This is a genomic window from Knoellia subterranea KCTC 19937, from assembly GCF_000768685.1.
GTDB classification, from domain to species: domain Bacteria; phylum Actinomycetota; class Actinomycetes; order Actinomycetales; family Dermatophilaceae; genus Knoellia; species Knoellia subterranea.
This window is the reverse complement of sequence record NZ_AVPK01000002.1, coordinates 345,106-363,916: the sequence shown is the minus strand read 5'-3', so window position 1 is coordinate 363,916 and position 18,811 is coordinate 345,106. Positions and strand designations below refer to the sequence as shown.

Here is an 18,811-nt window from a genome sequence, read left to right as displayed (position 1 = left end):
GGTGGGCGCCGCAGAAGCCGCGCTCATCCTCCTTGCCGGTGTCGTCGCCGGAACCATCAACACCGTGGTGGGGTCGGGCACACTCGTCACCTTCCCCACCCTGTTGTTCTTCGGATACGCGCCGGTCACGGCCAACGTGTCCAACACGATCGGCCTCGTCGCCGGTGGCCTCACGGGTTCGTGGGGCTACCGGCACGAGTTGCGCGGTGCCGGTCGGACGCTGCGCAAGTGGGTGCCGATGTCACTGCTCGGCGGCATCGCCGGTGCCGTTCTGCTTCTCGTCCTCGACCCGGCGGCCTTTCAGGCCGTCGTTCCCGCGCTGATCGCCCTCGGTGTCGTCCTCGTCGCCGTCGGGCCACGCATCACCGCGTGGACGTCGGCGCGCCGGGGCGACGAGGCACCGATGTCGGTGCACGACCACACCGGATCGCGGATCGCCGTCCTCATGGCCTGTGTGTTCGTCACGGCGGTCTACGGCGGCTACTTCGGTGCGGCGCAGGGCGTCATCCTCATGGGGCTGCTCACGACGCTGACGAGTGAGTCGCTGCAGAGCCTCAACGCGATGAAGAACGTCCTCACGACGATCGTGAATGTCGTCGCTGCCGTGACGTTCGTCCTCGTTGCACCGGAACAGGTCAACTGGGCGGCGGCCGGACTGATCGCGGCAGGGTCACTGCTGGGTGGCGTCATCGGAGCAAAGGTGGGCCGGCGACTCCCGCCCAACGTGCTGCGGGCCGTCATCGTCGTCATCGGCATCGTCGCGATCGTGCGGATGGTCTGGTTCTCGTGACCACCTGGCCCGTCATTCTCGGGCTCGGCTTCACCCTCCTGGCCGGTGCCTTCGTCCAGTCCTCGATCGGCTTCGGTCTCGCGGTCGTCGCGGCACCGTTCGTCGTGACCTTCGCTCCGGAGCTCATGCCGGGGTCGCTCCTCGTCACGAGCTTCTCGCTTCCGGTGTTGCAGCTGCTCCATGCGGAGGCCGACATCGCGTGGCGGTCGCTCACGTGGTCGGTGGCGGGGCGTCTGCTGCTCACACCGCTCGGTGTGGCTGCGGTGGCGTTGCTGTCCGTCCGGTCCATCTCGATCGGCGTGGCGATGCTCATCCTCGTCACCGTGGCGGCGTCCCTGACGTCGTGGCAGGTGCGCAACACCCCGGTCACCGCCGTGGGGGCTGGTGGCCTCGCGGGGATATCCGGCACGGCGACGAGCATCGGAGGACCGTTCCTCGCACTCGTCCTCCAGCACGAGCGGCCCGAGCGGTTGCGCGCGACCCTCGCCGCCTTCTTCCTGCTCGGCGCCGTGATCTCCATGGTGTCGCTGGGTCTCGTGGGCGAGTTCACCCGGCACCAGCTCCTCGCCGGCCTCACCTGGGTGCCGTTCGTCCTGCTCGGGTATGCCGTCGCCGCACCTTTGCGAGCCCGACTCTCGCACTCCCACCTGCGGTCGGCGGTCCTGGGCTTCTGCGCCCTGGCCGGTGCCGGGATCCTGATCCGCGCACTGATCTTCTAGCCTCTCCTCGTGCCGATCCGCATCACTGACCCAGACGACGAGCGCGTCCACGACTACGTGGGCCTCACCGATGTCGCCCTGCGGCGGCGCAGCGAGCCCGAGCGCGGGCTCTACATCGCCGAGTCGGAGAAGGTGATCCGTCGCGCCCTCGCCGCCGGCCACCGACCGCGGTCCTACCTCATGGCCGAGCGCTGGCTCACCGACCTCGGTGACCTGGTCACGCAGGCCGAGCAGGACGGCATACCCGTCTATGTCGCCGACCACGACGTGATCGAAGGCTTCACGGGTTTCCACCTCCACCGGGGCGCTCTGGCGTCGATGCAGCGACCCGAGTTGGCGCCCGTGGCGGAGGTCGTCGCGAAGGCACGCAGGGTCCTCGTCATCGAGGACGTGGTCGACCACACGAACGTGGGTGCGGTGTTTCGCAGTGCCGCAGCTCTGGGTATGGACGCCGTGCTCGTCACACCTCGGTGCGCCGATCCGCTCTATCGTCGGGCCATCCGCGTCTCGATGGGGACGGTGTTCCAGGTCCCGTGGACGCGCATCGACCCCTGGCCGGGTGGCATGGATCTCTTGCGGGACAACGGTTTCACGGTGGCCGCACTGGCGCTCAGCGACGACGCCGTCAGTCTTGACGAGTTGGCTGCGAACCCGCCCGAGCGGCTCGCCCTCGTGCTGGGAACGGAGGGTGACGGCCTCAGCCGGCGCACGGTCGACGGCGCCGACGTCGTCGTGACCATCCCGATGGCTGGGGGAGTGGACTCCCTCAACGTCGCCGCGGCCGGTGCCGTCGCGGCCTGGGCCCTGCGCGTCCGCTGAGCACGTCCGGTCAGGCGGGATCGGTGAAGGAGACCGGCTTGCCGGTGGCGCGTGCATGTGCGATTTCCCTGCGCGTGGACTCGCCCACGTAACCGCCCGGGTTGACGACGAGCACCCGGTCCGCCAGGTCGATCTTGCGCAGGTGCAGGGCCGACAGAGTGGACTTCTGCTCGGGCGTGACGTCACCGCCCATCTCGGCGGGAGCGAGGACCACCTCACCGGCCAGGGTCAGCGCTCGGTTGGCCTCACGCATCCGGTCCACGAACTGCGCCGAGCCGCAGAGGCACACGATCCCGGCCCTCTCTGGCCGAGTCGTCGTTGCCACGTCAGGGTCGCTGAATCCGAAGGCCGTCGTTGCGGGCAGCCCTGTCGTCAGACCGTCGAGCACGATGCGCTCGTAGGCCGGGACCGGCTCGGGAAGAGCATCGAGACGGTGCCAGGCCAGATCAGCGCACTTGTGCGGCTCCTGGATTTCAGGCTCGCCGGCCCAGCGGGTTGCGCTCCAGAACCAGTCGATGCGCTGCTCGATCGGATCGTCGGTGCCGCTCGTCCGGTGCATGACCGTCACCAGGGTGAGGTCGTGGGGGTCCACGACGACGCCGATCTCCTCGGCGACCTCTCGCACGGCAGCCTGGAGCGCAGTCTCACCGGGTTCGACGTGACCGGCTGCACCCGCGATCCAGTGACCATCCATGTAGCCGGTGTTCGCGCGCCGTTGGAGGAGCACCTCGTCGCCGCGTCGGAGGTAGACGTACGACGCCGGGACGAGGGCGAACGGGGGTGCCGCCGGTGGCGGAGCCGACGTCATCGGACGAGCTGGTCGAGCAGCATCCGCAGTTCGGCCTCGGGGTCGTCCGTGGTGCCGCCGTGGACCCCTGACGGTTGGATCACCGTGCTGCGCGGGGCGCTGAGCCAGCCGAACCGCTTCCCGGGTGTGGCCAGCGTCGGCCGCCCGCCGCCCGTCTTCCCGGCGCAGACGTCGTCCACGATGACGAGCGACGCAGTGACCGCCTCGATGTCGAGGTCGGTCGCGAACGCACGCAGTCGTGCCTCGTCGACGTGGCACGCCGCGCGCAGGAAGCCGGCCGACTGCGAGTAGAGGACCACGCCGACGTTGAGGCACTCGCCGCGGTCCACGCGGGGCACGCACTTGAGGACGACGTACTGGTACGGGTGGCTCATGATGCGGCCTCCCACCACGCGGTGGCGTTCTCGAGACGACGCGACAGATGCTCGACGTATGCCGTCCGCACGGCTTTCGGGTCATCGAGACCGGGTGCCGGCTCGAGCCACTGCTCGGGGACCAGCGCGACGACGTCAGCGAGAGCTTCGGGCGTCAGCGCCGACGCGGCCCGGGAATGGGCAGCAGCGAGATCCCCGGCGACATCCCGCAGGACGTGCTCGCTCAGGTCGAAGGGCTGAGCGGCGAAGCGGGCCGCATCGGCGCCCCGACTCGGCCACGAGTGGTGGAACCAGATTGCGGCGCCGTGGTCGATCGCCCACACCTGCCGGTGCCACACGAGGAGGTTGGGGTTGGCCCACGTGCGATCGACATTCGCGGTGAAGGCGTCGAGCCACAGGATGTCCGCGGCCTCGTCCGGCGACGGTGTGCGTGATCCGTCGTAGCCGAAGGATCCCGGGAGGAAGTCGACCGCGAGGTTGTCGCCGAGGCTCGCCTTGAGGAGGTCCTGGACCTCCTCGTCCGCCTCGTAGCGCGCGATGGCCGCAGGCAGGTCGACGACGGCCATCTCGGGGACCCGGATGTCGAGCCTGCGGGCGAGTTCACCGACGATCACCTCGGCCACGAGCACCTTGAGGCCCTGCCCGGCACCACGGAACTTGATGACGTAGGTGCCGCAGTCCGAGGCCTCGACCAGCCCCGGCAGGGAGCCGCCCTCCCGAAGGGGTGTCAGGAACCGCGTCGCGGTGATCTGGGGCAGCACGTTCACAGGCTACGGGAGGGACTAGGGTCGAACGGACGCCCACTCGAGGAGATGCATTGAGCACGACGCAAGGACGGCTGCTCGGCGGTCGCTACCGTCTGGGAGCACCGCTGGGCCGCGGCGGCATGGCGGTCGTCTGGCGCGCCGATGACGAGATGCTCGGGCGTGAGGTCGCGGTCAAGACGCTCGACCTCACCGGGCCCGACAGCGACAACGCAGGGGAGAGGTTCCGGCGCGAGGCTCGAGCAACGGCCGCCCTCAACCACCCGCACATCGTGACCGTCTACGACACGGGGGTCGAGGCCGACACCGCCTACCTCGTCATGGAGTTGCTGCCCGGCCCGACGCTGGCCGAGGAGGTGCGCGACTCCGGTCCGCTGCCGGTCGAGGAAGTGCGCACCATCGGCTACGAGGTCGCCGGCGCGCTGCAGGCGGCGCACGACGCCGGGATCATCCACCGCGACATCAAGCCGGGCAACATCTCCTACGCCGCCGACGGCACGGTCAAGGTGCTGGACTTCGGCATCACCCAGCTCGTGGACGAGGCGCTGGGACACCACCAGCTCACGATGACCGACACGATCGTCGGGACGGCCGAGTACCTCGCGCCGGAGCAGGCCACGGGGCAACGCGTCGACTCGCGAGCCGACCTCTACGCCCTGGGCTGCGTCCTCACGACCCTGCTCACGGGTCAGCCACCGTTCACCGCGCCTACCCCGGTCGCCATCCTCATGAAGCACGCACACGACGTCCCTGCCGACGTGCGCGACCTGCGGCCGGACACCCCGGCGGACCTCGCCGGACTCGTGAACGGGCTCCTGGCCAAGGACCCGGCCCACCGTCCCCAGTCCGGGCGCGAGGTGGCCGAGCTCCTGCAGGCGCACCGGGCCCCCGCGGCCACGGAGGTGCTCCGGCCCGCCGCCGCTGCCGCGCCGACCGCGGTGGTGCCACGGCAGCAGGAGTGGAGCGAGCCGGCATACGAGACCGATCGGTACGGCTACGACGAACCGGAGCGCCGTGGTTCGCGTGCCTGGATCTGGTTGCTCCTCTTCGCGGCTGCTCTCGCCGCCGCCGGGATCTGGTACATCCTGAGCCAGAACGACAACTCGGGTGACAACCCGAATCCGGGACCGTCCACGTCGCAGTCCACGCCGAGCGAGACCCCGACGAGTGAGACGCCCGAGCCGACCCCCACGTCCTCCACTCCGAACCCGACCACAACGGTCAGGGAGACCGTGACGTCCACGCCGTCGACGACCCCCACGGACGCCGTCGACACGGGCGCGGCCGTCACGAATGCCGTCGACGAGATGAGCTCCGCGGTCACCGGCCTCTCGGCCGACGACCTCGACCCGGATGTCGCCAAGTCGATTCAGGGCCTGTTGCGCGACGTCACCAAGGGCGTGCGCGATGATGACGCCGAGGCGGTCCGATCCAAGGTCGGCGACATCAATGACGAGCTGGCGCAGGCCGCAGGCGAGGAGAAATTGAGTCAGCCCGGACAGGCGGCGGTTGCCGGCCCTCTCGCTCGACTCAACGAAGCCGCCACCGCCTTCCAGCCCTCAGGGAGCTAACGCGCCGGTAGCCTCCGCGAATGGATTCCGCGCTGCTCACCATTGGCCTGCCCGTTCCGCTGGCCATCATCATGTTCGGCCTGGGACTGTCGCTCACGCCCGACGACTTCCGCCGGGTCCGGCAGAGTCCGCGGGCGGTCGTGATCGCCCTGGTGTGCCAGCTCCTGGTCCTGCCGCTCGTGGCGTTCGGACTGGTCGAACTGTTCGGACTGCCGCCGTTGCTCGCTGTCGGTTTCATGATCCTCGCGGCCTCGCCGGGTGGGACGACTGCCAACCTCTACAGCCACCTCTTCCGGGGAGACGTGGCGCTCAACATCACCCTGACCGCCATCAACTCGGTCATCGCCATCGTCACGCTGCCGCTCATCACGGGATGGGCCATCGGGCACTTCGTGGACGAGTCCAGCGACATCGGCCTCCAGTTCGACAAGCTGCTCCAGGTTTTCGCCATCGTGCTCATCCCCGTGCTCATCGGCATGTTCGTGCGGCGGCGTTCTCCCGAGTTTGCCGACCGCATGGATCGACCGGTGCGCACCGCATCCGCTGTCCTGCTCCTTCTCGTCGTCATCGGTGCCATGTGGACCGAGAAGGAGAACATCACGACCTACCTCGCCGAGGTCGGCCTCATCGCCACGCTCTTCTGCATCCTGAGCCTCAGCGTGGGCTACTTCGTGCCGCGACGGCTCGGACTCACCGAGGACCAGGCGGTGGCGAGTGGCTTCGAGATCGGCATCCACAACAGCACGCTCGCGATCGCCATGGCGCTCACTGTCATCGGCAACGCCCAGATGTCCGTGCCGTCCGCCGTCTACGGCGTCCTGATGTTCCCGATCGCGGCGGCGTTCGGCCTGATCGTCCGCAATCGCGGTGTCCTGGGCACCCCGGAGGCGGGCGCGCCCGCTTCGCCGTCCCGCCGCCGCTGAGGTGGCACCTTCGGTTTCAGGCCGGGGATCGGCCGCGGGACAAGAAAGCGCCCCGAGTCTCTGACCTGCAGAGACTCGGGGCGCACTCTGTGTCCGAGGGGGGACTTGAACCCCCACCCTCTATACGAGGACTAGCACCTCAAGCTAGCGCGTCTGCCAATTCCGCCACCCGGACCGGGTGTGTTCCAGGACCCTGTGGGCGGTTCCTGCAACGAGCCGGAACTTTACACGCCTACCGGCACAACATGAAATCGGGCCTCCCGCCTAGGCTGGGACGCATGACGGAGACCGCGCACAGCCGCCCGGAGGACGAGGTCGTCGGCATCTGCCAGGACCTCATTCGCATCGATACGTCGAACTACGGCGACGGTTCCGGACCGGGGGAGCGGGCCGCTGCGGACCACGTGGCCGGACTGCTGCGAGAGGTCGGACTCGAACCCGAAATCATCGAGTCCGACCCCGGGCGGGCGTCCGTCGTGGTGCGCATCCCCGGAGCCGACCGCGAACGCGGCGCCCTGTGCATTCACGGTCACCTCGACGTCGTGCCCGCCAACGCCGACGACTGGGAGGTCGACCCGTTCTCCGGACTCGAGCGGGACGGATGCATCTGGGGCCGTGGGGCGGTCGACATGAAGGACATGGACGCGATGATCCTGGCGAGCGTGCGACACATCGCCCGCGAGGGCATCGTTCCGCCCCGGGATCTCGTCATCGCGTTCTTCGCCGACGAGGAGGCCGGTGGCATCAAGGGCTCGCACCACCTCGTCCAGAACCGACCGGAGCTGTTCGACGGCGTCACCGAGGCCATCAGTGAGGTCGGCGGCTACAGCGTGACCATCCCGACCAAGGACGGCGGCGAGAAGCGCGCCTACCTCCTCCAGACCGCGGAAAAGGGCATCGCCTGGATCCGGCTCACCGCAACCGGTCGCGCCGGCCACGGGTCGGTCCCCAACGACGAGAATCCCATCGCGCGTCTGGCCGAGGCCATCACCCGACTGGCGGCGCACAAGTGGCCGCGCGAATACATTCCGTCGGTCCGGACCCTCCTCGACGGGCTCAGCGAGCTCACCGGTGTCAGCTACTCCGACGAGGACATTGAGGACTTGCTCGAGCACCTGGGCGGGGCGCAGGGCTTCGTCAGAGGCACGCTCCAGGACACGAGCAACGTGACGATGCTCGACGCCGGCTACAAGCACAACGTCATCCCGCAACACGCCAGCGCCAACGTCGACTGCCGCTTCCTCCCCGGACACGAGGAGGACCTCATGCAGACGATCAAGGACCTCGTGGGCGAACACGTGGAGATCGAGGTGCTCCACCGGGACATCGCCCTGGACGCACCGTTCGAGGGCCCCCTCGTCGAGGCCATGGTCGCCGCACTCCAGGCGGAGGACCCGGAGGCCGAGGTGTTGCCCTACTGCCTGTCGGGCGGGACCGACAACAAGGCGCTGTCCCTCCTCGGCATCACGGGCTACGGCTTCGCTCCGCTCCGCCTGCCCGCCGACCTCGACTTCGCGCCGATGTTCCATGGCATCAACGAGCGGGTGCCGGTCGAGTCCCTCCGCTTCGGCACGCGCGTGCTGCTGCGTCTCATCGAGACGAGCTGATCGCTCCGAGCAGGCTGCGGCGCCGGTCAGGACGCCCGGGGCACGCGGATGATCTTGCGGCGCAACCACGTTCGCGTGATGCCACCGATGTAGATGCGCGTCCGGTGCAACTCCCAGTGCCCGTACTCGGCGTGTTCGGTCAGCGCTCGGCGGATGTCGCCCCGCGCGGTCTCGCGTCCGAACGACAGGACCCGATACTCATATTCGACCATCGACCCATTGTGCGGTACGAGGCGCTACCGTTCTGGACTATGAGCGCCGACCCGCGTGCCGCCCTTTCCCTCCTCGTGTCCGCCTTCGAACGCCACCTCGAGGCCTGCGCCGGCCGTCGCGGTGAGGACGACCCGACGGTCGCTGCCGCCTACGACGACCTGCTGGATGCGTTCGAGACCTATGACAACGCGCTCTACGAGGCCTACGGCGAGATGACGCCGCTCGACGTCTACACCGGCGACGACGACGGCCCTGACGATGACGAGGACGACGACCTCGACGACGGGGATGACGATGACGAGGACGACGACCTCGATGAGGACGACGACGATGACGACGGCGTCTACTCCGGGCTCGACGACGAGGACTTCGACGACGAGGACGAGTTCGACGGCGACGCCGAGGACGACAGCACCGAGGACGACGCGCAACGCTGATCCTGCATCGGTGCCGAGGCCGTAGCCGGCCACCACTACGGTTGGCGCATGCGACTCGGAGTCAACCTCGGATACATGGGACTGTCCTCGAGCGAGGACATGCTCGCCCTCGCCGTGGAGGCGGACTGGCTCGGCTATGACTCGGCGTGGGTCGCCGAGGCCTACGGCAGCGACGCGGTGAGTTTCCTCGCGTGGATCGGGGCGAAGACCGAGCAGATCGGTCTCGGGTCCGCAGTCATGCAGATCCCCGGGCGCTCTCCTGCCATGACGGCAATGACGGCGGCCACGCTCGACCACCTGTCCGGCGGCCGATTCCGGCTCGGGCTCGGCGTGTCCGGCCCGCAGGTGAGTGAGGGATGGCACGGCGTCCGTTTCGCGAAGCCCTTGGCCCGCACGCGTGAGTACGTCGACATCGTTCGGGCGGCGCTGTCGCGCCAACGCGTGGAGTATGCCGGGGAGCACTTCACGCTGCCCCTTCCCGATGGTCCCGGGAAGGCTCTCAAGCTGACGATCTCGCCGACGCAGGACCACCTGCCGATCTACCTCGCTGCGGTCGGACCCAAGAATCTCGAGTTGGCCGGGGAGATCGCCGACGGCTGGCTCGCCATCTTCTTCTCGCCCGAGCACTCGGGTGAGCTCGTCGAGTCGATCTCGGCGGGTCGCCGTGCAGCCGCGCGAGGAACCGAGGACAACCCGCTCGACGGCTTCGACGTCGTGCCCACCGTCCCGGTCGTCATCACCGACGACGTCGAGGCCGGTGCCCAGGCCGTCGCCGCCTATTCCGCCCTCTACATCGGGGGCATGGGTTCCCGGGAGAAGAACTTCTACAACCAGCTCGCGTGCCGGATGGGCTTCGAGGAGGAAGCGGCGCGCATCCAGAAGCTCTTCCTCGCGGGCCAGCACCGTGACGCTGCGGCGGCGGTGCCCTTCGAGTTCATCGACTCGACCGCTCTCATCGGACCCCCAGACCGCATTCAGGAACGGGTGGGACGCTATGCCGCCGCCGGCGTGACCACCCTCAACGTGTCGCCCTTCGCACTGACTCTCGAAGAGCGGGTCGCTACCCTGCGCACCATGTCCGACGTCGTCCCGACCACCGCCAGCGAAGGTCCCACCACGTGATTCCTGCCGTCGACGTTCCTGTCGAGCTCAGCTATTTCCAGTCGATCGTCCTCGGCATCGTCGAGGGGCTCACCGAGTACCTTCCGGTGTCCTCGACCGGCCACCTGACGATCGCCGAGAAGCTGCTGGGGATGCCGGTCGACGCGCCGGCGGTCACGGCATACACGGCCCTGATCCAGATCGGCGCGATCCTCGCGACGTTCACGTACTTCGGCAAGAAGATCCTGCGTCTCTTCCTCGCGTGGGTGGCCGGCCTCCGCAGCGCGGAGGCCCGGGAGCACCACGACTACCAGTTGGCCTGGGCCGTGATCGTCGGCTCCATCCCGGTCGTCGTCGTCGCCCTGCTGCTCAAGGACCTCATCTCCGGGCCGCTGCGCAGCCTGTGGGTCGTGGCCGGCGCGCTCGTGCTCTGGAGTGCCGTCATGTGGTTCGCGGAGAGGCGCCACGACCAGCTCGAGTCGGAGGGCATCCAGCGCGGTGAGGACGCGCTGACCGTCAAGGACGGTCTCGTCATCGGCCTCGTGCAGTGCTTCTCGCTGATCCCCGGTGTGTCGCGCTCGGGTGCGACCATCTCCGCCGGCCTCATGCGAGGCATCGACCGGGTCACGTCGACGGAGTTGTCGTTCTTCCTCGCGATCCCGGCACTCACCGGTGCGGGCATCTACGAGACGCTCGACAACGTCGATGCCCTCAAGGTCCTCGGAGTCGGTCCGATCATCACGGGCTGTGTCGTCGCGTTCGTCGTCGCCTACGCCTCGATCGCGTGGCTCCTCAAGTTCGTCCAGAGCAACTCGCTCATGTCGTTCATTGCCTACCGCGTCGTGCTCGGCGCGATCATGTTCCTCGCGCTCGGAGCTGGGTGGATCACCGCGACCTGACCGTGGGAATCGTGGGTGCGGGCATCAGAGCCACTTCACCTTCTTGAACGTGACGAACAGGCCGACGCACGCTGCGGCCATGAGTCCGAGCACGGCGAAATAGCCGTAGTGCCAACGCAATTCGGGCATGTTGTCGAAGTTCATCCCGTAGATGCCCGCGATCATCGTGGGCACTGCCGCGATGGCAACCCAGGCCGAAATCTTGCGCATGTCGGCGTTCTGCTGGACCGAGATCTTGGCGAGGTTGGCGCTGAGCACATCGGTGAGAAGCCGGTCGTAGGACTCGATGCGGTCGGACACGAAGTGCAGGTGGTCGTCGATGTCCCGGAAGAGAAGCCGCAGCTCGTCGTGGTGGACGGGGGACCGGGGGCTCGTGTGGAGCATCCGAAGGGGTGTGATGAGCGGCGTGATGGCCCGACGGAACTCGAGGACCTCTCGCTTGAGGCGATAGATCGTGTCGGAGGAGACCAGACCGTCGCTGAAGACCTCCTCCTCGATCTCGTCGACGTCGCGTGCGACCTCGACGTCGATGTTGCGGTACTCGTCCACGACCCGGTCCATGATGGCGTGCAGTGCCGACATCGGACCCATGGCCAGCTTGGCCGGGTCGTCCTCCAGCTTCTTGCGCACCCCCGCGAGAGGGCTCAACTCCCCACGACGAATCGTGAGGACGAAGTGCTCGCCCACATGGACCATCAGTTCGCCCGTTTCGATGTCCGACGTGGCCTCGATGTAACTGAGGGTCTTGAGCACGACGAAGACGTTGCTGCCGTAGAGCTCGATCTTGGCCCGCTGGCGACCGCTCACGGCATCCTCGATGGCGAGCGGGTGCAGTTGCAGACCGAGCTCGTCGTTGACGTGTTCGAGCTCGGCCATGGTCGGGTCCTTGAGGCCGATCCACAGGAAGTCGTTGGTCCGGCCACCGGAGCGCAGGGTGTCGAGTTCGTCGCTCAGGTCTCCGCAGGATTCGCGACGGCCAGCGCTGTAGAGCGCCTTGTCGATGATCACGCGCGCCATTGTTGCCTACAGTGGGCGCCGTGGCCCTGCTTCTGCTCGTGCGACACGGACACTCCGTGGCGAACGCCAACGCCGTGCTCGCCGGCTGGACCGAGGGTGTGGGTCTCACCGAACGGGGGCGGGAAGAGGTGGCCCGGCTGGCCGCGCGGATGGTGGACGCAGAAGTTCGGGTCGCCCGTCTCGTGACCAGCCCTCTTCAGCGCTGCCGTGAGACGTCGCAGATCCTCCTGCCCGATGCCACGCCCGAGATCGTGGACGATCTGGGGGAGTGCCACTACGGCGCGTGGACCGGTCGGCCCCTGGCCGAGCTCACCTCGGAGCCGCTGTGGCGCACCGTGCAGGACGACCCGGAATCGGCGCGCTTCCCGGACAGTGAGGAGTATGCCGGGGAGTCCCTCGCGCAGATGTCCTCACGGGTCGTGGCCGCGCTGGGGCGCATCGATGCCGAGGTCGAGGCGGAGCAGGGGCCGGACGCGGTCTGGGTGGCGGTGAGTCACGGTGACCCGATCAAGGCGGCCCTCACGGACGCCCTGGGTGCCGGGCTGCGCGGGCTGCAGCGCGTCCACGTTGACCCTGCCTCGGTCTCGGTGGTCCGGCGGACCGGCGAGCGCCAGATGGTGCTCGCAGTGAACTCGGCGGGCGACGCGATCCGCCGTCATCAGAAACCTTCCGCGGTGGTCCCGCCGGGCGACGCCACGGTCGGTGGGGGCACCGGATAGAGTGCTTGTTGCAAAGCATGTGCAACAAGCACGTGCCCGTGCGAAAGGGCTCCGACATGCACGTCCCCGATGGCTTCCTCGACGCCCCGACCTCGGTGGCCACGGCGGCTGTCGCTGTCGCTGGCGTCGGCCTCGCCCTGAGCCGGGCTCGGCGTGAGCTCGACGACCGCACGGCTCCACTCGCCGGCCTCGTGGCCGTGTTCGTGTTCGCGGCCCAGATGCTCAATTTCCCCGTGGGAGCGGGGACGTCCGGGCACCTGCTCGGCGGCACCCTGGCTGCAGTCCTTGTCGGGCCGTGGACGGCCACGTTGTGTCTCACGGTCGTGCTCGCGGTGCAGGCGCTCCTTTTCGCCGACGGTGGCATCACGGCCCTCGGGACCAACATCACGCTCATGGCGCTTGTCGGGGTCTGGGCCGGCTGGCTCGTCTTCGTCGGTTTGCGACGCGTGGCCCGCTCCGCCGGACCCAAGGTCGTTCCCGCGCTGGCGGGAGTCGCCGCACTGGTCTCGGTGCCGACCGCCGCACTCGCCTTCACGGCGCTGTATGCCGTGGGCGGACGTGCGCCGATCCCGCTCGGTGAGCTGACGGCCGCGATGGTGGGCTGGCACACGGTCATCGGTATCGGTGAGGGCGTCATCACGCTGCTCGCGGTCGGCAGCATCATCGCCACGCGTCCCGACCTCGTCCACGGCGCAAGGGGCCTCCTGTCCGCCCGTCCGCTCCAGATCCGTACGGAGGTCCCAGCATGACCACCGCCCCTCGTCAGCCGATCACCACCCCACGTCTCGTGGTTGCAGGACTGGTCGTCTGTGTGGTCCTGGCCGCAATCGTGTCGTTCTGGGCGTCGGGGCACCCTGACGGACTCGAGTTCGTCGCCGAGAAGCTCGGCTTCATCGACAGCGCGGGCGAACACGCCACGGGTGACTCGCCACTGGCCGACTACGGCGTGGCGGGGATCGACAATGCCCGACTGTCGGGCGGGCTTGCCGGGCTCATCGGCGTCGTGGTGGTCGCGGCAGTCGCGTTCGGCCTCATGCACCTGCTGCGCCGTCGCGGCACGACCGACGACCAGGACTGAGGTGGGCGGGCAACTCGGGGACCACCTGCACGTCGAGGGCGACTCCCCCGTCCACCGGCTCCCGGCCCACGTCAAGCTCATCGGGCTCGTCGTCTTCGTGCTGCTCGTCGTGGCTCTGCCCCGAGACGCACACCTGGCCCGCGCGGCGACTCTCGCGGTTGCAGTGATCGTCGTCGCCCTGACCCGGGTACCCGTCCGTCACGTGCTGTCCCGATTGGTCGTCGAGACGCCCTTCGTCGTCTTCGCCGTCGTCCTGCCCTTCGTCGCGACCGGACCCCGGACGACGATCGGCCCGGTCACGGTGTCGCGACCGGGGCTGGAGGCCGGCCTCGCACTGTTGGTCACCGCGACGACGAGTGTCCTCATGGCGGTCGCCTTCGCGACGACGACGTCGAGCCGGGATCTCGTGCGCGCCCTCCAGCACCTCCACGTGCCGGACCGGCTCGTGCAGATCCTTGCCTTCATGGTGCGATACCTCGGTGTCGTCGGATCACAGGCCCAGCGCATGAAGGTCGCCCGTGAGTCCCGTGGTTTCGCACCGCGCTCGGTCCGGTCGTGGCCGGTCATCGCGACGAGTGCCGGCGCCCTCTTCATCCGCAGCTACGAGCGCGGTGAACGGGTCCACCTCGCGATGATGTCCCGCGGCTACACCGGACGCATGCCGGTCACGGATCCATTGCGGGCCACGCCGACACAGTGGGGGCATGGCCTTCTGCCCGGCGCTCTCGCCCTCGTCACCCTCGTGGCCGTGGTGGTGTCATGAGCGCCCCAGTCCTCGACATCCGTGGCCTTGCCTTCGCCTACCCGGACGGTCACCAGGCGCTCTTCGGAGTCGACCTGCACGTCCACCGCGGCGAGAGGGTCGCCCTACTGGGCCCCAACGGCGCAGGCAAGACGACGCTGGTGCTGCACCTCAACGGCATCCTCACGGCCGGAGCAGGTTCGGTCTCGGTGTCCGGACTCCCGGTGGAGTCGGGGAACCACCTCGAGATCCGACGCCGCGTGGGGATCGTCTTCCAGGACCCCGATGACCAGCTCTTCATGCCCACGGTCCGCGACGACGTCGCCTTCGGTCCGGCGAACCTGGGCCTGCGCGGCGCAGAGCTCGATGCCCGAGTCGAATCAGCCCTGGCCGCCGTGGGCATGTCGGAGTTCGCGGATCGGGCGCCGCACCACCTGTCGTTCGGACAGCGCCGTCGGGTGGCCATCGCGACCGTCCTGGCCATGGAGCCCGAGATCCTCGTCCTCGACGAACCCTCCTCGAACCTCGACCCCACCACCCGTCGTGAACTGGCCGAGCTCATCCAGTCCCTCGACGTCACGCTGCTGATGGTCACGCACGACCTCGCCTTCGCCCTCCAGCTCTGCGAGCGAGCGGTGATCCTCTCCGACGGGATCGTCGCGGCAGATGGGCCCACCCGGGCGATTCTGGAGGACGCCGACCTGCTCGGACGGCATCGGCTCGAACTCCCGTGGGGCTTCTCGGGTTAGTCTGCGCGCATGGCGATCAGTGACTTCGACCCGCCAGAGCGCTTCGTCGCCGGCACCGTCGGCCCTCCCGGTGGCCGCACCTTCTTCCTGCAGGCACGCGGGGCCGGCCGGCTCGTCTCGGTCTCGATCGAAAAGGTCCAGGTGAGCATCCTCGCCGACCGCATCGCGGACCTGCTCGACACCGTGGGTGGCCCGGAAGGGTCGGACGCCGTGGCCGAGCACCACGCGGACACCGAGGCCCTCGAGACGCCCATCGAGGACGAGTTCCGGGTCGACACGGTCAGCCTCGCCTGGGATGAGGACCGCTCACGGATCGTCATCGAGTGCCACGACTCCGACCCCGAGGACACCGAGCCCTCCGACACGGTCCGGGTCGTGCTCGACCCCACCGCCGCGCGCGCCTTCGCGAGGCGGTGTCAGGCCATCGTGGCCGCCGGGCGCCCGCCCTGCCCGTTCTGTGGGCAGCCGCTCGACCCGGAGGGGCACATCTGCCCACGGGCCAACGGCTACCGGCGCTGACCGTTGGCGGACGACACGGAGCGGCTTCTCGCGTCGGGGGAGGTCCAGCCGCTTGGCCGGATCACCGAGTCGTCCAACGGGGCCGTGTTGGTGCGGGTCACGTTGGACGACGCATCGCGGCTGGCCATCCACAAGCCGGTGGCTCTGGAGAGACCGTTGTGGGACTACCCCGACGGGACGCTCGCAGGTCGTGAGCGGGCGGCATACCTGATCAGTGAAGCCGGCGGCTTCGGAATCGTTCCGACGACCGTGTTGCACGAGGGTCCCTGGGGGCCGGCCGCCACCCAGGAGTGGGTCGGCGAGCCGCACCTGGCGCCGGGCATGGTCGTCGACGTGCTGCCCCCGCCCGACGTGCCTCCCGGATGGCGAGAAGTGCTGCGCGGCGAGACGCCCGATGGTGAGGAAGTGGTCGTCGCCCACGCCACAGACGCTGCGGTCCGCTCGGCCGCCGTCTTCGACGCCCTCATCAACAACTCCGACCGCAAGGGTGGCCACCTGCTCCGCGTGCACGACACCCTCTGGGGCGTCGACCACGGGGTGAGCCTCGGGGTCGAGCCCAAACTGCGGACGGTGCTGTGGGGCTGGGCGGGGGAGGTCCTCCCCGACTCTGACGTGGACAAGGTCCGTGCAGTGTTGAACGGCCTCGTCGAAGGGGACCTCCGTGCCGCGTTGGCACCACTCCTCACCGGGCCGGAACTGGCGGCACTGGCCGATCGGGCACGGTCCCTGCTCGACGAGCGCCGCCACCCTCTGCCCCGTCCCGGGTGGCCGGCGATCCCGTGGCCGGCGCTCTGACCGGTGCGCCGTAGGCTTCCCTCGTGATCTCGTGGCCGACCCCCTTCCTGCCCGCCATTCCCGGAGACGGAGCGGGCCTGCACCTGCACGACACGAGCAGCGGTGAGCTGCGACCCGTGGCACCCGGCCCGGTCGCGCGGCTCTATGTCTGTGGCATCACGCCCTACGACGCGACGCATCTCGGTCACGCCGCGACCTACGTCGCGTTCGATCTCGTGGGTCGGGTCCTGCGCGACAACGGCCACGAGGTGCACTACACCCAGAACGTCACCGACGTCGACGACCCGCTGCTCGAACGTGCCGAGCGCGACGGGATCGACTGGCGCGACCTCGCCGTGGCCGAGGCCGACCTCTTCCGTGAGGACATGACCGCCCTGCAGGTGCTCCCGCCCGACGACTACGTCGGTGTGGTCGAGGCGCTCCCGACGATCGCGGACCTGGTGCGGCGCACGATCGCCAGCGGGACGGCATACGAACTCCCGAACGAGGACGCCGACGGCCCCGACCTCTATGTCGACCTGTCTCAGGTTCACGGTTTCGGCCAGGTCTCGGGGTGGACGCGCGACGAGATGCTCGCCGTCTTCGCCGAGAGGGGCGGTGACCCGGACCGACCCGGCAAACGCAACGCGCTCGACCCGCTCCTGTGGCGCGCAGCACGCGACGGCGAGCCGTCCTGGGAGTTCGAGGGACTGCCGGCGGGGCGGCCCGGTTGGCACGTCGAGTGCACGGCCATCGCGCTCGACCGGCTCGGCGTCCCGATGGACGTCAACGGCGGCGGTTCGGACCTGATCTTCCCGCACCACGAGATGACCGTTGCCCAGGCGAGCGCCGTCGGCGTCGAGTCCTATGCCGCCCTGCACGCTCACGCGGGCATGGTGGGCCTGGATGGCCACAAGATGAGCAAGTCCCGGGGCAATCTCGTGCTGGTGTCGCAGTTGCGCGCCGACGGGGTCGATCCCATGGCCATCCGGCTCGTCCTGCTGGCCCAGCACTACCGGTCGGACTGGGACTACACGAACGAGCTGCTCGTCGTGGCGCAGAGCCGGCTGGAGCGCTGGCGCGAGGCCCTGTCGGTCAACACCGCACCCGACGCCGACGACACGGTCGCAGCGATCCGGGCGGCACTGTCCGACGACCTCGATGCGCCGCGTGCCCTGGCGGCGGTCGACGCCTGGACCGAACGCACGCTGTCCGTGGGCGGCCCGGAGGCCTCCGCGCCGGGGGTGCTGGCCCGGGCGCTCGACGCACTTCTTGGCGTCCGAGTCTGATGGGCCAAACCGACATCCAGTCCTGAGCTGCGATCGGCGGATCGCGCCTCAGCCTTCGGTGCCGCGCTTGCGCAGGTAGCGCTCGAACTCCTTGGCGATGGCGTCGCCGCTCGCCTCCGGCAGGTCGGCGGTGTCCTGCGCCTCCTCGAGGGATTCGACGTACTCGGCGACTTCGGAATCCTCGGAGGCCAGGGCGTCGAGGCCGTTCTCCCAGGCCCGGGCGTCCTCGTCGAGGTCGGCGTGCTCGATGGGTGCGTCGAGGAGCTCCTCGAGCCGGGACACGATCGCCCGCGTCGCCTTGGGCGAGGGCGTGTGGTGGGCGTAGTGGGGGACGGCCGCCCACACCGAGATCGAGCTGACCCCGACCTGGACTGCCGCATCGGCGATGACCCCGACGATGCCGGTGGGGCCCTCGTAGGTGCTGGCCTCGAGGTCGTGCCGGTGGCGGGTGTCCTCGTTGTCCGAGGTTGCCGTGACCTGGATGGGGCGGGTGTGGGCGACGTCGGCCAAGAGGGCGCCGAGGGTGATGACGGTGGTGACGTCGGCGGCCTGGGCAAGTTCCATGAGCTCGATCGCGAAGGAGCGCCAGCGGAAGGACGGCTCCACTCCCTGGACCAGGACGACGTCGCGGCCGAGGGTGGTGTCGGTCGCGACGAGGATGCGCGTGGTGCGCCAACTGATCCGGCGTTGACCGTCCTCCGTGAGGACGCGAGGCCGGTTGACCTGGAAGTCGTAGTAGTCCTCCGGGTCCATTGCCGCGACCGGCTCGGCATCCCAGAGGCGGGCGAGGTGTTCGATGACACCGCTGGCCGCTTCACCGGCGTCGTTCCAGCCCTCGAAGGCCGCGATCATCACCGCATTCTCCAACTCGGGCAGGTCGTCCAGCTCGATCAACGCGT

At 69.0% G+C, this 18,811-nt stretch carries 23 protein-coding genes and 1 tRNA gene; 17 read left to right on the top strand and 7 right to left on the bottom strand.

What is annotated here, in order from left to right:
• The first annotated feature begins 1 nt into the window (after position 1).
• Genes N803_RS05225 through N803_RS05215 form a run of 3 tightly spaced genes read left to right on the top strand, consistent with a single transcriptional unit; the run spans position 2 to position 2,328 of the window.
• On the top strand, positions 2-790 hold the full coding sequence (locus tag N803_RS05225) for a sulfite exporter TauE/SafE family protein (protein ID WP_035903112.1): 789 nt from the start codon (positions 2-4) through the stop codon (positions 788-790).
• Positions 787-1,509 (top strand): sulfite exporter TauE/SafE family protein, encoded by a 723-nt coding sequence (locus N803_RS05220; protein WP_052111808.1) that lies wholly within the window; start codon positions 787-789, stop codon positions 1,507-1,509. Before N803_RS05225 ends, N803_RS05220 begins: the two co-directional genes overlap by 4 nt.
• Positions 1,510-1,518: 9 nt before the next feature.
• Positions 1,519-2,328 carry a TrmH family RNA methyltransferase gene (locus tag N803_RS05215; protein WP_035903110.1) on the top strand — a complete coding sequence of 270 codons (810 nt, stop codon included), beginning with the start codon at positions 1,519-1,521 and terminating at the stop codon, positions 2,326-2,328.
• A gap of 10 nt (positions 2,329-2,338) precedes the next feature.
• Here N803_RS05215 and N803_RS19085 read toward each other — a convergent pair whose 3' ends face one another.
• From N803_RS19085 to N803_RS05195, 3 genes are read right to left on the bottom strand one after another with little or no spacing between them, the layout of a single operon-like run.
• The gene (locus N803_RS19085) at positions 2,339-3,136 is read right to left on the bottom strand and encodes an NUDIX hydrolase (RefSeq protein WP_342666679.1); all 798 of its coding nucleotides are present in this window, start codon (positions 3,134-3,136) and stop codon (positions 2,339-2,341) included.
• Positions 3,133-3,510: a DUF3037 domain-containing protein gene (locus N803_RS05200; protein WP_035903109.1), complete on the bottom strand. Its 378-nt coding sequence runs from the start codon at positions 3,508-3,510 to the stop codon at positions 3,133-3,135. Before N803_RS05200 ends, N803_RS19085 begins: the two co-directional genes overlap by 4 nt.
• Positions 3,507-4,271: a HipA family kinase gene (locus tag N803_RS05195; protein WP_035903381.1), complete on the bottom strand. Its 765-nt coding sequence runs from the start codon at positions 4,269-4,271 to the stop codon at positions 3,507-3,509. Before N803_RS05195 ends, N803_RS05200 begins: the two co-directional genes overlap by 4 nt.
• A 56-nt stretch (positions 4,272-4,327) precedes the next feature.
• Here N803_RS05195 and N803_RS05190 point away from each other — a divergent pair, with 56 nt between their 5' ends.
• Together N803_RS05190 and N803_RS05185 are read left to right on the top strand one after the other, a co-directional pair.
• Positions 4,328-5,845 (top strand): serine/threonine-protein kinase, encoded by a 1,518-nt coding sequence (locus N803_RS05190; RefSeq protein WP_052111805.1) that lies wholly within the window; start codon positions 4,328-4,330, stop codon positions 5,843-5,845.
• Positions 5,846-5,865: 20 nt separating this feature from the next.
• Positions 5,866-6,768, top strand: a complete 903-nt coding sequence (locus tag N803_RS05185; RefSeq protein ID WP_052111804.1) for a bile acid:sodium symporter family protein — start codon at positions 5,866-5,868, stop codon at positions 6,766-6,768.
• Positions 6,769-6,858: 90 nt separating this feature from the next.
• On the opposite strand, the gene N803_RS05180 is transcribed toward N803_RS05185, so the two are convergent.
• Positions 6,859-6,943 (bottom strand) — tRNA-Leu (locus N803_RS05180).
• 103 nt (positions 6,944-7,046) lie between these two features.
• Between N803_RS05180 and N803_RS05175 the strand changes: the two genes are divergently transcribed.
• Positions 7,047-8,375 (top strand): M20/M25/M40 family metallo-hydrolase, encoded by a 1,329-nt coding sequence (locus tag N803_RS05175; RefSeq protein WP_035903107.1) that lies wholly within the window; start codon positions 7,047-7,049, stop codon positions 8,373-8,375.
• Between the two features lie 26 nt (positions 8,376-8,401).
• Here the strand turns inward: N803_RS05175 and N803_RS05170 are convergent, their stop codons facing one another.
• The gene (locus tag N803_RS05170; protein WP_035903104.1) at positions 8,402-8,587 is read right to left on the bottom strand and encodes a DUF5703 family protein; all 186 of its coding nucleotides are present in this window, start codon (positions 8,585-8,587) and stop codon (positions 8,402-8,404) included.
• A gap of 39 nt (positions 8,588-8,626) precedes the next feature.
• Between N803_RS05170 and N803_RS05165 the strand changes: the two genes are divergently transcribed.
• From N803_RS05165 to N803_RS05155, 3 genes are read left to right on the top strand one after another with little or no spacing between them, the layout of a single operon-like run.
• A complete protein-coding gene (locus tag N803_RS05165) occupies positions 8,627-9,025 on the top strand; it encodes a hypothetical protein (protein WP_035903103.1) in 399 nt (132 codons plus the stop codon).
• Positions 9,026-9,073: 48 nt separating this feature from the next.
• Positions 9,074-10,147, top strand: coding sequence for an LLM class F420-dependent oxidoreductase (locus N803_RS05160; protein ID WP_035903102.1), 1,074 nt, complete (start codon positions 9,074-9,076; stop codon positions 10,145-10,147).
• Positions 10,144-11,025, top strand: a complete 882-nt coding sequence (locus N803_RS05155) for an undecaprenyl-diphosphate phosphatase (RefSeq protein WP_035903101.1) — start codon at positions 10,144-10,146, stop codon at positions 11,023-11,025. Before N803_RS05160 ends, N803_RS05155 begins: the two co-directional genes overlap by 4 nt.
• A gap of 24 nt (positions 11,026-11,049) precedes the next feature.
• Here the strand turns inward: N803_RS05155 and N803_RS05150 are convergent, their stop codons facing one another.
• Positions 11,050-12,042: a magnesium and cobalt transport protein CorA gene (locus N803_RS05150; RefSeq protein ID WP_084764037.1), complete on the bottom strand. Its 993-nt coding sequence runs from the start codon at positions 12,040-12,042 to the stop codon at positions 11,050-11,052.
• 20 nt (positions 12,043-12,062) lie between these two features.
• Between N803_RS05150 and N803_RS05145 the strand changes: the two genes are divergently transcribed.
• Genes N803_RS05145 through mshC form a run of 8 tightly spaced genes read left to right on the top strand, consistent with a single transcriptional unit; the run spans position 12,063 to position 17,912 of the window.
• Positions 12,063-12,761: an MSMEG_4193 family putative phosphomutase gene (locus N803_RS05145; protein ID WP_035903376.1), complete on the top strand. Its 699-nt coding sequence runs from the start codon at positions 12,063-12,065 to the stop codon at positions 12,759-12,761.
• A gap of 17 nt (positions 12,762-12,778) precedes the next feature.
• Complete coding sequence (locus tag N803_RS05140; protein ID WP_245617019.1) at positions 12,779-13,510, top strand: energy-coupling factor ABC transporter permease; 732 nt, start codon at positions 12,779-12,781, stop codon at positions 13,508-13,510.
• Positions 13,507-13,839: a PDGLE domain-containing protein gene (locus N803_RS05135; RefSeq protein WP_052111802.1), complete on the top strand. Its 333-nt coding sequence runs from the start codon at positions 13,507-13,509 to the stop codon at positions 13,837-13,839. Before N803_RS05140 ends, N803_RS05135 begins: the two co-directional genes overlap by 4 nt.
• Position 13,840: 1 nt before the next feature.
• Positions 13,841-14,602 carry a cobalt ECF transporter T component CbiQ gene (gene cbiQ, locus N803_RS05130; protein ID WP_035903100.1) on the top strand — a complete coding sequence of 254 codons (762 nt, stop codon included), beginning with the start codon at positions 13,841-13,843 and terminating at the stop codon, positions 14,600-14,602.
• Positions 14,599-15,330, top strand: coding sequence for an energy-coupling factor ABC transporter ATP-binding protein (locus N803_RS05125; protein WP_035903099.1), 732 nt, complete (start codon positions 14,599-14,601; stop codon positions 15,328-15,330). The genes cbiQ and N803_RS05125 overlap by 4 nt, the downstream gene beginning before the upstream one ends.
• A gap of 9 nt (positions 15,331-15,339) precedes the next feature.
• Positions 15,340-15,849 carry a DUF3090 domain-containing protein gene (locus tag N803_RS05120; protein ID WP_035903098.1) on the top strand — a complete coding sequence of 170 codons (510 nt, stop codon included), beginning with the start codon at positions 15,340-15,342 and terminating at the stop codon, positions 15,847-15,849.
• Between the two features lie 3 nt (positions 15,850-15,852).
• Positions 15,853-16,644 (top strand): SCO1664 family protein, encoded by a 792-nt coding sequence (locus N803_RS05115; protein ID WP_035903097.1) that lies wholly within the window; start codon positions 15,853-15,855, stop codon positions 16,642-16,644.
• 23 nt (positions 16,645-16,667) lie between these two features.
• A complete protein-coding gene (mshC, locus tag N803_RS05110) occupies positions 16,668-17,912 on the top strand; it encodes a cysteine--1-D-myo-inosityl 2-amino-2-deoxy-alpha-D-glucopyranoside ligase (RefSeq protein ID WP_035903096.1) in 1,245 nt (414 codons plus the stop codon).
• Positions 17,913-17,960: 48 nt separating this feature from the next.
• Here mshC and N803_RS05105 read toward each other — a convergent pair whose 3' ends face one another.
• Positions 17,961-18,806: a PAC2 family protein gene (locus N803_RS05105; protein WP_035903094.1), complete on the bottom strand. Its 846-nt coding sequence runs from the start codon at positions 18,804-18,806 to the stop codon at positions 17,961-17,963.
• Between the last annotated feature and the right edge of the window lie 5 nt (positions 18,807-18,811).

Bases quoted from the DNA above. Each gene is read 5' to 3' on its own strand.
- N803_RS19085 (WP_342666679.1), bottom strand. From the start codon at position 3,136: ATGACGTCGGCTCCGCCACCGGCGGCACCCCCGTTCGCCCTCGTCCCG.
- N803_RS05200 (WP_035903109.1), bottom strand. From the start codon at position 3,510: ATGAGCCACCCGTACCAGTACGTCGTCCTCAAGTGCGTGCCCCGCGTG.
- N803_RS05185 (WP_052111804.1), top strand. From the start codon at position 5,866: ATGGATTCCGCGCTGCTCACCATTGGCCTGCCCGTTCCGCTGGCCATC.
- N803_RS05175 (WP_035903107.1), top strand. From the start codon at position 7,047: ATGACGGAGACCGCGCACAGCCGCCCGGAGGACGAGGTCGTCGGCATC.
- N803_RS05170 (WP_035903104.1), bottom strand. From the start codon at position 8,587: ATGGTCGAATATGAGTATCGGGTCCTGTCGTTCGGACGCGAGACCGCG.
- N803_RS05165 (WP_035903103.1), top strand. From the start codon at position 8,627: ATGAGCGCCGACCCGCGTGCCGCCCTTTCCCTCCTCGTGTCCGCCTTC.
- N803_RS05160 (WP_035903102.1), top strand. From the start codon at position 9,074: ATGCGACTCGGAGTCAACCTCGGATACATGGGACTGTCCTCGAGCGAG.
- N803_RS05150 (WP_084764037.1), bottom strand. From the start codon at position 12,042: ATGGCGCGCGTGATCATCGACAAGGCGCTCTACAGCGCTGGCCGTCGC.
- N803_RS05140 (WP_245617019.1), top strand. From the start codon at position 12,779: ATGTGCAACAAGCACGTGCCCGTGCGAAAGGGCTCCGACATGCACGTC.
- N803_RS05135 (WP_052111802.1), top strand. From the start codon at position 13,507: ATGACCACCGCCCCTCGTCAGCCGATCACCACCCCACGTCTCGTGGTT.
- N803_RS05125 (WP_035903099.1), top strand. From the start codon at position 14,599: ATGAGCGCCCCAGTCCTCGACATCCGTGGCCTTGCCTTCGCCTACCCG.
- N803_RS05120 (WP_035903098.1), top strand. From the start codon at position 15,340: ATGGCGATCAGTGACTTCGACCCGCCAGAGCGCTTCGTCGCCGGCACC.